Genomic DNA, 10753 nt, shown 5'->3' on the forward strand with positions numbered 1-10753 from the left:
TATATCCTTTTTACGGAGCAGTTTTCCCGGAAAATCCGGTTGAGTCTCCTCTCCATTGGATCCATTCTTCAGATTCCGCTCTTCTTTGCCTTCTTTGTCAACCCCGAAATCCGGGACGGAGGCCCCCTCCCGCTCTTTGCAGACCGGCTGCCGCTTCCGGGGATGCTCTTTGATGCCATTGCCGGGCTCCTTGGAACAGCCGGGGAAACCGGATATGGCATATGGTTCACAATTGCCCTTTCAATTGGCCTTTTTATCCAGATGGCTCTCATATCGCTCTTCCTCTACTGGAGTGGAACAATTTTCATGAGGCAGAAGAGCGATACCTGACTGTATCCCTTCAGATCAGTACGCGATTCTCCTGAAGATCTACTCTCTCCAGTTTCTGCTGAAAAAAAAGGTTTGTTGGTTTTCAGGACTGATTCTTCAGCTCGTCTTCTCTCCGGGCCACCAGTGCAGCTGCTGCTGCTTCTGCACCGGCGAGGATTGCGTCTTCTCCCGGGATCTCGCGGTCATGCATCAGGATGGCGCCATCGCAGATGACAGATCTGACGGAGTTGCCACCGCAGGCATAGACGATATTTGAGATTGGGTTGTGGAAGGGGGTATTACAGATCGCGTTCCTGTCCACCAGGATGATGTCGGCGGCATATCCGGGTGCGATGATACCGCCGCCCGTTCTCAGTGCCTCTGCACCCGCATGGGATGCGATCTGAATCGCTTCTTCTGCGGGGAGGATCGTTGGATCGCCAGTTGCGAACTTCTGGAGGAGGGCTGCGATCTTCATCTCCTCAAAGAGATCGAGGTTGTTGTTCGAGGCGCAGCCGTCAGTTCCAAGCGTCACTGGGGCGCCAGCACCTTTCAGTGCCTGGTAGGGGATTGCCCTTCCGCCTGCGAGCTTCATGTTGCTTGCGGGATTGTGGGATGCTGCGGTCTTTCTCTTCCCGAGCAGTTCGGTTTCAGCCTCATCGAGATAACAGCAGTGGGCGGCGACGGTTCTCTCTGTCAGGATGCCGTATTTGTCGAGGTGGGCGGCTGGTGAGACGCCGTTGTTTTTGATGCAGTCGTCTACCTCCTGTTTTGTCTCTGAGAGGTGGATGTGGATTCCGGCATCATGTTCGTTTGCGTACTCGGCACACCAGGTAAGCCCCTCAGGCGAGACGGTATAGAGGGCATGGGGGCCGGTTGCAAAGGTGATCTTTGGGTTGTTTCTGGATTTGATATGGTTATGGAGATTGATGGTTGCCTTGATCTCTGCCTCACGCTTCTCTTCTGTGAAGAGATCGATGAATCCATGCGAGAGGCATGCCCACATCCCGGATTCTTCGACGGCATCGGCTGCCCTGTCCATGAAGAAGTACATGTCATTGAAGGCTATGGTTCCGGTTTTTATCATCTCAAGGCAGGCAAGCCGTGTTCCCCAGTAGACATCGTCGCCATTGAGGTGTGCCTCAAGAGGCCAGATCTTCTGTGAGAGCCATTCAAAGAGGACCATGTCGTCTGCATATCCCCGGAGGAGGCTCATTGCGGCATGGGTGTGGGTGTTCACAAGACCCGGCAGGAGGACGTCGCCTCCGGCATCGATCTCAAATGCGGCTGTGCCTTTGTACTCTGATCGGATCCCCTCTCCAACTGCCTGGATCTTCCCCTCATCGATGAAGATGTCGGTCTTTCTGCAGTTGTGAGTGGCGCCTTTGATCAGAATCGATGTCTGCTTGTTAAATGGTATCATGCTTATCCAAACTCCTTAACAATCCTCTCAAGGATGATGCTTGTTCTCCTGCCCCCTTCTTTTGCGGCAGCGACGATGGTCTCATAGCTGATTGCTTCGTCGCCGATCCCGTTTCCATAGTTGTCAACGGTGCAGACAGCGGCGATCTTCATGCCAAGCTCTGCTGCGAGGGTTGCTTCGCTTGCAACCGTCATCCCGACGATATCCGCGATCTTTGCGATTGCCCTCACCTCCGCCTCCGTCTCGAACCGGGGCCCGATCGTCTGGATATAGGTGCCGCCGATTTTTATATCCGGGTGGATGGTGCTGAGGCCGACGATCAGGTCATGATCGAAACCGGGCATCACGTGGGTGATGGTGGTGTCATGGAATGTCGGGATGCCGCCCCAGCTGATGAAGTCTTTTGGGATGACGATTGTGCCGGGGGGATACTCCAGTTTCAGGGATCCGACTGAACCGAATGCCACGATCCGGTTGACCCCCATGATCTTCAGTGCCGCCAGATGTGCCCGGTGATTGATCTTGTGGGGCGGAAGGGTATTCTGGTGGCGTGGCACCATGCAGATCTCCCCGCAATGGACGGTTGCTTTCCCATAAGGTGTTGCAATCACCTTCTCTTCAAGCGGGGGGAGATCCGCAAAGAGGAGGCTTGTTCCACCGATTATTCCGAGCATGGTCTCTGCTCCTTCCCCAGGTATCCTGCCATCTGAAGTAGTGTTTCACTTCAGGATTATTGAATGAGATGGTTTTTGTATACTCTCCGGGGTGGTGTTGACGGATCCGGAGTACCTTGATCTGATGCCTGGGGGGCTCTCTTCTCCCATGCCGTTAAGGATGGGTATATGGCAGCGGCGGATGTCTTTGGCGGTGGCGGCCGATTGTGATGAATACACAGGATGATCTCAGGCAGGCTCTCACAGAATACCAAAACGGGACGTTTATCAGGGGATGAGGGCTTTATCTCCTCTCTCGTGAAAATCTACCTTCACAGGTGAGATCTGTATCTTCAACGAGCAGATCCAGGAGCACGGTTTAATGAAGAAAGAGGCCAATCCGATAGGCGGGGAGATCGTCATAGACCGTTTTTCAGGTATCGATTTCGATCCTTTCGTACCATTCTATATTGATATTTTTTATGAGCATGAGCCATTGGCAGAGTGCGTCGGCTTAAGCCGGGAGCATATGGATTTCATCACCCGGACCCTCTATTGCGGGGAGAAGAACCTCCTCTCCCAGGAACTCTGCTGGATTGCCCGGGATTCCAGCCGGGAGAGCTGTCCCGTCGGTATCATCGCCTGTGATGATCCGGTTGCCACCGGTGAATTGGAGATGCCTCTGGGTATGGACGGCGAAGACATGGAGAAGATCTCGGTAATAACGGGGCTTTTGGAAGAGGTCAGCCGCCCCATGCAGGAGTTCTTCGGGCAGGGGGAGGGTATATGCCTGCATGTGGCTGCAATCGGCGTTCTTCATGAATATAAGGGCCGGGGAATTGCATTCCGGTTGTTGCAGGCTGCCCTTCAGGAAGCCAAAGCCCGGGAATTTAAGTATGCTTTTTCTGAATGCACCAGCCCGGCATCCCGGAAGCTGCATGAGAAAGCCGGATTCCACAGCATTAACAGTATCTCTGTAAGTAATTATACCATAAACGGACGGCGTCCGTTACCACATTGCGAGCTGGATGTCCACCTGATGCAGAAGGTTCTCGACGGTTGAGAGGACTGCTCAGTACTGCTGAGTACTGGTGCCCACTCGTTTTTGAGGTCAGGCTGCCTCCTGCACCGGACTTCTTCCCGGTCCTGCCGGGCTTTTCTTTTAAAAGGGGCTACCCCTGCCTGAAGATCCTGATCATCGGCGGAATTGCTGCCAGAACGAAGATGATTCCATACCAGTACCACTCAAGGCTCAGGATCGGCTCCCAGAGCTTTGCCACCATGAGCGCAAAGGCAAAGACGCTGAGCTTCACCAGCCCCATATCGATCCAGCCGAGCTTCTGAACCCGGTCATCCATCCAATCTGTAAAACCTGCCATTATATTCTCTCCTCCCGCCTCTCTGGTGAGGCAGATGAATCTCTTGTCTTCCAGAGGTTAAGGTTTTCTGACTATCAGGAAAGCGGATTTTTGATTGGCTCTCCTGTCAGGCAGCAGCCATAGAGTGTGGGATTCATCCATCCAACTGTTCTCTGTGTATCATTTTGTATTTATGAAGGTGATGCATAGTTTCTTATTCCGGGAAAGATAATTACCATTTAGGGGAGGCTTTTTGCTCCAGTGCTCTGTGCGGCCGATGGTTTTGGTCACCTTCACCATCTGGCGGGGCGGGCTTTTTCCCCTGTTTTGTTTTCTCTCCACAAATCATGATCTGATATGGTTAAACAGGTTTTTTTTGTTGGATAGATGTCTTGCATTCTTCTTATGGAAGTACCATTCATATTGATCAATACCCGGAGGATGAGCGATGGATCAAGGAATTCAAGGTTCGTTGACGAAAGAAACATTCGAGGCAGAAGCCCCCCTTCCTTTGGAGATCTTTTCTCTTCTTACCAGTTCCGGGATAGATGAGGTCACAAAGCTCTATATTGATGTCTTTCTTGATGATGAGCCGACATCCCGTGTTATCGCGCCGGAAAAAAACGCTGTCTATCAGGATGCACTTGGGTATTTTCTGGCGCTTGCTGAGAATGGCCTGAGCTTCATTGGAAGGGACAGTGAAACAGGAGGAATCACCGGATTCATCTTCTGTATTGACCTCCTTGACGATCCAACATCCGAAGGTGCACCGATGGCTGAGTTATCCCGCCACTTTCCTGAGGCGATCTCGATGATCGATGAACTTGAAGATATGTTCATGGAGAGATCAGGGGTAATCCGGGGGTCTGTCCTGCATATCTACCAGATAGGTGTCAAGAGGCCATACCGGGGAAGGGGGATCGCCACCGCCCTGATTCGGCAGATACTTTCCCACGCCATGGAGCTGGGGTACCGGCAGGTTGTAACGGACTGCACAAGTGAACGGTGACGCCGGGCATTTGAGAGGTGCGGTTTCTCCGAGAGAGGGTATCTTGCCTATGATGCGTTTTTCTACGAGGGTGCCTGTGTCTTTCAGGGGCTTGAAGGGGGTATCAGCCTGATGGCAAAGGATCTGGAGCCCCATTCTCTGAAGACTGAGCCGTGAAGAAGCGGTCGGGGTAACTGTCTCTCTTTATTGGTATTTGCGAAGGCTCTCTTGGTTTGGGTGAGGGTAGTTAACTACTAATTTTGTAGTAATTAGTAGTTATTGGTAGTTGGGTGGTTATGATCGGATAGAATACATAGGGATAAGGGAAAAATTCTTGTGATAATAACCAATACATACAATTCAGAAGGACGTCATTTGGAATGACAAGTGACTTCATATAAAAAATATTCAGGAATTGAACTCCATATGACCGAAATTGAAGATCTTATACAGGAACTCTCGCCGGATAATCGGAAAGAGGTAAAGGATTTTATTACCTTGCTCCTTCGAAAACAGAAAACCGGAGAGGGTAAGCCACTTCGCCTTTCATGGGCTGGAGCTCTCAGGAGATATCGAACTACGTATACTGCTCTTGAGCTTCAGGAGCAGTCGTTATCCTGGCGAAGTGAATGATGTATCTTCTGGATACAAATATTTGGCTTGAATTACTTCTTGATCAAGAGCATGCTAAGGATGTCAAGACCGTGATTTTGATCGAACTCCTATCGGAAGGCAGACGCCCGGAGATATTTAAAGCTCGCTCTCCTCGTTGAAGATGAAGGCGAATTCCTTTCCCCTTCTCCCTCTCCTCTCCCCCCCATCACCCTTCGGAATCTTTCTATCCGATTGCGTTCATCTGTACTTCCATGAGCCGGTTTGGGAGTCTTGATCCTGATCTGATACAGAGCGGTGGCTGCACCGACATCTACTTCCCCCGCTGCGAGGCGGTGCTTGAGAAGGCAGGGGTGAACCCGTTCGTTGTGATGGAGGTCTCGGTTGCGTCGCTTCCGCTTGGGTTTGGTATCCTGGCGGGGCTTGACTCGGTGGTGGAGCTCTTCTCCGGGAAGCCGGTTACGATCCACTCTCTTCCCGAGGGTTCGATCTTCTTCGAGGGTGAGCCGGTGATGGTGATCGAGGGCAAATATCGGGATATCGCCCGGTTCGAGACCGCTCTTCTCGGCTTCCTCTGCCATGCCTCAGGGATCGCAACCGCTGCCGCCCATATCGTCTCCGTCGCAGCCGGGCGGCCCATCTTCTCGTTCGGCTCCCGGCGGCAGCACCCGGCGATCGCCCCCATGATCGAGCGGGCTGCCTGGATCGGCGGGGTTGCCGGGGTGAGCAATACGGCCGCCCCTGCCGGGATTCCGCTCGCCGGGACGATGCCCCACGCCTATGTCCTCTCCTTTGATACTCCTGAATCGGCGTGGGCGGCATATGCGGAGCATGCCGATCCCGATGTGCCCCGGATCATGCTCTGCGATACCCTCTCGGATGAAAAGGCCGAGGCCCTTGCCGCCGCCAGAATCGGCTGCTCGGCGGTCCGGCTCGACACCCCCCGGTCACGCCGGGGCGATATCCGCTCCATCATCGGGGAGGTGCGGTGGGAGCTCGACACCCATGGATACAAGGATGTGAAGATCTTCCTCTCCGGCGGCGTCACCGCAGCCGACGTCGCCGCCCTCCGCGATATCGTCGATTCCTTCGGGGTCGGCGGCGCCATCGCCAATGCACCTGTGATCGACTTCTCGGCCGATATCGTCGAGAAGGACAGAACCCCCTTAGCCAAACGCGGCCGCCGCAGCGGAAGAAAGCAGGTCTGGCGGCTCGATAGCCGGGACGATGCTCCCGGTGATGAACCAGATCATGCCGGCGGGAAGGGCGTAGGAGAGAGCAGCCAGGGCGGCAGCCAGCAGGGCAACCCCCACACCGGCCGCCGCGTCCTCCTCTACACCCAGACCCCACCCGCCGGGGCGGCCCCCCTGCTTGTGGAGCTCATCCGGGCCGGCCGCCCGGTTACAACCGTCAGCACAGAGGAATCCCGGCGGCGGGCGGCAGGGGAGATGCGGAGCAGGGAAGGGATGTGAAGGGGTGAAGAGAAGTGATGGACAGGCAAGATGCGAAGGACGAAAGAGGTGCGAAGGACGGGGGAGTGCCGGGGGCCCCGTGATATCCAATAAACAATCTATTTATGCGACTCCTGCGAATAGTATAAGGTCAGTGGGCGTCATTGCCGCTGGATACAATCATCTCAGGACGCAATCGTTGCTGGGCCGATAGATCAGGGGTAGATCGCTACCTTGGCATGGTAGAGGCCGCGGGTTCAATTCCCGCTCGGTCCATTTTTATTTAACATTTTCAATTGCAGGAAGATAGTCAAAAAAATAATTTTAATTTTTTTCGAATTTTATTTTTTTTAATCTATAATGGTTTTGTGCCAATAATTACTTATTTTATTATTAATTTTTTAGAGCAAATTGTGGATTATAAACAAAATGTTTTTATATTATGAATGAATGATCTAAAATAAATGCGTTGTAATAATTGTAGTGAAAATATTCCTGATGATTTGAAATATTGCTCGCATTGCGGATATGCCATAAAAGGATGTACAATTGAAGATTTTATTAATGATTATTTTAAGATTTATGCAGTAATTGGTGTTTTTGGGGCAATATCTCTGTATTTGGGAAAGTATCCTACGCAATTTATTACAGAAAATGATAATGGTATTATCTTGGAGATGGCTAGTTCTCTAAGTCTATTCATTGTAGTTTTATTATCTATAAATTTATTTTTTAAAATAAATCCCTATATTAAAAACTGTCTTGCGGAAAAGGAACAAACAGAAAAAGAATCATACACAACTTGGTTTCATAGTTCATTAAATGTTATTATATTAAATTTATTTCGCTACATTTCGCTTTTCCTGTTCGGATTAGTTGCTTTATATTTAATTACGTTTTCAATTATCGGCTCGTCTATCCAATTCATTATTTATGTGTGTTTCTTGGTTTTATTGATGATGGTGGGGATATACCATCCTGCGGTACATCTTTTAAAAATGAAAAAAAATAAATTCATTTTTTTATTTATTATTGCTATAGTAATAATAATCTTATTAATGTTGATTACTTTATATTTATTGGATCAAATTCTTAAATTAAATATTTATTATATTTTCATATTGTTATCTATATATATTATCTCAATAATGACATTATATGATTGCTTCTGTGAATATAGAAGGAATTGAACTTTTTCATAATAACTTGTAATTAAAATTTGAATATTATTATTTTATTCTCTATCAAGTTATCTAAAATATTAAACACTATTATATCCAAAATGCTATTTAAATATCTTGATTATTTTTTTTATTTCGTCAATATATCTATGAAAAGCTATAAATATGTTTCAAATTACTTATTAATCAAGTGAGGTTTATATATGCAACAATCTGGTGGGTCAGTATTTGTTAATCAAGGCGATGTATGCCCCACAATAGATAAAGATATTTTAATTAAACTTTCAAAATTGACTAAAGGAAAAATTTTGGATAGAAGACGAGATATAAGAAAAAATATTATCTTGACAACGCTTGGTCAATTTAAAATCAATGATACTTTTAAATTTCAAGATTTAACTGAAAAAATTTATTATCTTATAAGGTGTAAATTCGAAAAGGAATTAGTTTTACCGATTCTTGCGACTTTCGAAGAAGAGGGTTTGATAGAGCACATAGGTGAATTAACTTATCGAATTATTGATAATATTGAGATTCCTGATATTTCTGAGTCAATAAGTCCTGTATGGAATGAATTTCTTCAAGAATATATAATAAATAAAAAAATTCAGTATGATCGATATATTCATAAGAATGCTCAAAAAGCTTTTAATGAAATTATTCTTAAGATAATCTCACAATTTACGCTCTCAGAGCCTTTTGAGAGTCAGGTTGAATCTATCCCCATAGATAATATCCAATTATTAGTAAGTTCTATTGTGGATAATGTATGTTTTCCAGATCAAAAATTTAATGAAAAATTAAAAAACTCAATTATCGATTATCTTACTTCCGAAGCATCTAATAATCAAAATTTATTAACACTCATCTCTAGTTGTTATGATGCGATTATAAATATTAATTTATTAAAGCGAGAACAAGGATTTAAATCATTAGATATCAATTTTTCAGATTCTGTATCTCTATTGCTATTAGATACCAATTTCATAATCACTTTATTAACAAAGACTGACCCTAAACATTCATTATCCGTTGCATTAGTAAAACAGTGCGAAAAATCTAAAATACCTCTTAGATATAGCAGTTTATGTAAAAATGAATTAAATAATTTAATTAAGTCCGTAATGACGGAAATGAGCAATATCGGCGTGACTAGTAGGAGAGCACCAAGTGACAACCAACTTATATTGGATTACTTTAAGGATAAAGAAGAACAGGAAACAACATGGAGTGAATATAGTACCTATCTCAGTAATTGGGAAATATTTATTCAAAGGTATAATATTTATCCTCTTGAACATAAAATCACAACTAATTGTGATGACACCATTTTCGACCTTGTCAAAATAGCTTTGAAAACATATGATGAAGTATCAAACAATGGACGCATTGGTTATAATTCCGAGAATCATAAAAAATTTAAATCAGAGGAATCATATGATCATGATGCATTATCTGTGGCATATATATATAAAATAAAAACTGATAATGAGAAAAAGAGTGCGAATAAACAATATGGGCCTTGGTTTTTGAGTTATGATAATCGTCTATCTGCGGTTAATCAAGCAAATTTAATGAAACATAATGAATTTGGTTTTGTTATTCAGCCCCGGATATTATTAAATTACATTCATGTATTTTCAAATATTTCTATTGATGAGAATGAAGAAGAAGAATTCGCTCTCGCATTACTTCGTTATACTGCTCGGATAGCTCATCCAAAGTTGACGTTGGGTGAATACTCTCAATTAGTTGCAATTAAAACAGGTATCGGGGAAGAGAATGCAAAAATTTTATATGAGATTTTTCTTCAATCTCCATTAAAGGATGACTTGCAGAAAGCTCTATATGATAAAAATTCTGAATTGGCTGATCAAAAAGCAGTAGAAATACTGAATCTTACCAACCTTCAGGTATTAATGGAGAAATATAGTTTGACTCAGCAACAAATTGAAAATTATGAAGCTGAGCGTGAGAGATATAAATTTGCCCTTAAAAAACAACGAGAAGAAAACCAATTAAAAGATCAAGAAATTAAAACTTTAAGATCTGTGTCTACAAAAACATATTACTATAATAATTCAAATACAGTTATAATAAATGGGGATACTGTAAACATTCAGATAGATGCTGAATTGGATCCGAAAATAATGAAAAAATTATTTGGTATTCTTGACATACTTGAATCAGAAAATGCATTTGAATCAGGATTAATCGATCCGCCGCCTAAGGAAATAAATGAATCAACACTTAAGAGGTATTTATCTCAACTTCAAACAAACATTACTAAATCTTCAGTAGCTCAAGGAGTAAAAGATCTTTTGCCAATAATCGCCTCAACGCTTTCTATATTGAATAACCTATAATTATTTCTTTATAGGAAAACTCGTCGTCATTTATAAAGTTGAAAACAAGGTGGTATCCATCCCCCCTCCTCCCCCCCCAAAACACTTTCACGACGCACGGTTCATCCATTATTACCTGGACTGCGTTCTTATTGTATGAATTCAGAAAGCAGTTCGCAGATTGTCTCACGAAACTTCACCTTTTCCGATAAGCCGCTCTTTAAGGACGCCGATATCCTCGAATGCGATCACATCCCCGACCAGGTGCTCTTCCGCGATGCCGAGCTCGAGGAGCTGGCATTTTTGATCAGGCCGGGGCTCCGGGGCCAGCGGCCGGCCAACATCCTCTGCCGGGGGCTCCCCGCCACCGGAAAGACCACCTGTATCCACCACCTCTTTGCCGAACTCAGGGAGGTCTCACATACCCTGATCC

Annotated in this window: 10 protein-coding genes, 1 tRNA gene and 1 pseudogene; 9 read left to right on the forward strand and 3 right to left on the reverse strand. The window is 45.8% G+C overall.

The genetic code is table 11. The annotated features are described in order from the left end of the window. Positions 1 to 330: hypothetical protein (locus QCH34_RS01705; protein WP_300329049.1), on the forward strand; the 330-nt coding region annotated here is incomplete at its 5' end. 82 nt (positions 331 to 412) lie between these two features. On the opposite strand, the gene QCH34_RS01710 is transcribed toward QCH34_RS01705, so the two are convergent. Together QCH34_RS01710 and QCH34_RS01715 are read right to left on the reverse strand one after the other, a co-directional pair. Next, positions 413 to 1732, reverse strand: a complete 1320-nt coding sequence (locus tag QCH34_RS01710) for an amidohydrolase (protein ID WP_300329052.1) — start codon at positions 1730 to 1732, stop codon at positions 413 to 415. Between the two features lie 2 nt (positions 1733 to 1734). Then, positions 1735 to 2406 (reverse strand): MTAP family purine nucleoside phosphorylase, encoded by a 672-nt coding sequence (locus QCH34_RS01715; RefSeq protein ID WP_300329056.1) that lies wholly within the window; start codon positions 2404 to 2406, stop codon positions 1735 to 1737. 361 nt (positions 2407 to 2767) lie between these two features. On the opposite strand from QCH34_RS01715, the gene QCH34_RS01720 reads away from it, so the two are divergent. Continuing rightward, a complete protein-coding gene (locus QCH34_RS01720) occupies positions 2768 to 3448 on the forward strand; it encodes a GNAT family N-acetyltransferase (protein WP_300329059.1) in 681 nt (226 codons plus the stop codon). A gap of 109 nt (positions 3449 to 3557) precedes the next feature. On the opposite strand, the gene QCH34_RS01725 is transcribed toward QCH34_RS01720, so the two are convergent. After that, positions 3558 to 3764, reverse strand: a complete 207-nt coding sequence (locus QCH34_RS01725) for a hypothetical protein (protein WP_300329062.1) — start codon at positions 3762 to 3764, stop codon at positions 3558 to 3560. 427 nt (positions 3765 to 4191) lie between these two features. Between QCH34_RS01725 and QCH34_RS01730 the strand changes: the two genes are divergently transcribed. The 7 genes and pseudogenes from QCH34_RS01730 to cdc6 form a co-directional block, all read left to right on the forward strand. After that, positions 4192 to 4752 (forward strand): GNAT family N-acetyltransferase, encoded by a 561-nt coding sequence (locus tag QCH34_RS01730; protein WP_300329065.1) that lies wholly within the window; start codon positions 4192 to 4194, stop codon positions 4750 to 4752. Positions 4753 to 5157: 405 nt separating this feature from the next. After that, positions 5158 to 5364, forward strand: a complete 207-nt coding sequence (locus QCH34_RS01735; protein ID WP_300329068.1) for a DUF2281 domain-containing protein — start codon at positions 5158 to 5160, stop codon at positions 5362 to 5364. 233 nt (positions 5365 to 5597) lie between these two features. After that, a complete protein-coding gene (locus tag QCH34_RS01740) occupies positions 5598 to 6815 on the forward strand; it encodes a nicotinate phosphoribosyltransferase (protein ID WP_300329071.1) in 1218 nt (405 codons plus the stop codon). A 183-nt stretch (positions 6816 to 6998) separates the two neighbouring features. Continuing rightward, positions 6999 to 7070, forward strand: a tRNA-Ala gene (locus QCH34_RS01745). 188 nt (positions 7071 to 7258) lie between these two features. Then, complete coding sequence (locus QCH34_RS01750) at positions 7259 to 7984, forward strand: hypothetical protein (protein ID WP_300329074.1); 726 nt, start codon at positions 7259 to 7261, stop codon at positions 7982 to 7984. A gap of 194 nt (positions 7985 to 8178) precedes the next feature. Continuing rightward, complete coding sequence (locus tag QCH34_RS01755; protein WP_300329077.1) at positions 8179 to 10341, forward strand: hypothetical protein; 2163 nt, start codon at positions 8179 to 8181, stop codon at positions 10339 to 10341. 135 nt (positions 10342 to 10476) lie between these two features. Further along, a pseudogene (cdc6, locus tag QCH34_RS01760) lies at positions 10477 to 10753 on the forward strand (cell division control protein 6); the annotation flags it as partial.

The organism is Methanocalculus sp. (genome assembly GCF_029762515.1).
Lineage (GTDB): Archaea > Halobacteriota > Methanomicrobia > Methanomicrobiales > Methanocorpusculaceae > Methanocalculus.

Coding starts and splice junctions, on each gene's coding strand:
- QCH34_RS01710 (WP_300329052.1), bottom strand. CDS start 1,732: ATGATACCATTTAACAAGCAGACATCGATTCTGATCAAAGGCGCCACT.
- QCH34_RS01720 (WP_300329059.1), top strand. CDS start 2,768: ATGAAGAAAGAGGCCAATCCGATAGGCGGGGAGATCGTCATAGACCGT.
- QCH34_RS01715 (WP_300329056.1), bottom strand. CDS start 2,406: ATGCTCGGAATAATCGGTGGAACAAGCCTCCTCTTTGCGGATCTCCCC.
- QCH34_RS01730 (WP_300329065.1), top strand. CDS start 4,192: ATGGATCAAGGAATTCAAGGTTCGTTGACGAAAGAAACATTCGAGGCA.
- QCH34_RS01725 (WP_300329062.1), bottom strand. CDS start 3,764: ATGGCAGGTTTTACAGATTGGATGGATGACCGGGTTCAGAAGCTCGGC.
- QCH34_RS01740 (WP_300329071.1), top strand. CDS start 5,598: ATGAGCCGGTTTGGGAGTCTTGATCCTGATCTGATACAGAGCGGTGGC.
- QCH34_RS01750 (WP_300329074.1), top strand. CDS start 7,259: ATGCGTTGTAATAATTGTAGTGAAAATATTCCTGATGATTTGAAATAT.
- QCH34_RS01755 (WP_300329077.1), top strand. CDS start 8,179: ATGCAACAATCTGGTGGGTCAGTATTTGTTAATCAAGGCGATGTATGC.
- QCH34_RS01735 (WP_300329068.1), top strand. CDS start 5,158: ATGACCGAAATTGAAGATCTTATACAGGAACTCTCGCCGGATAATCGG.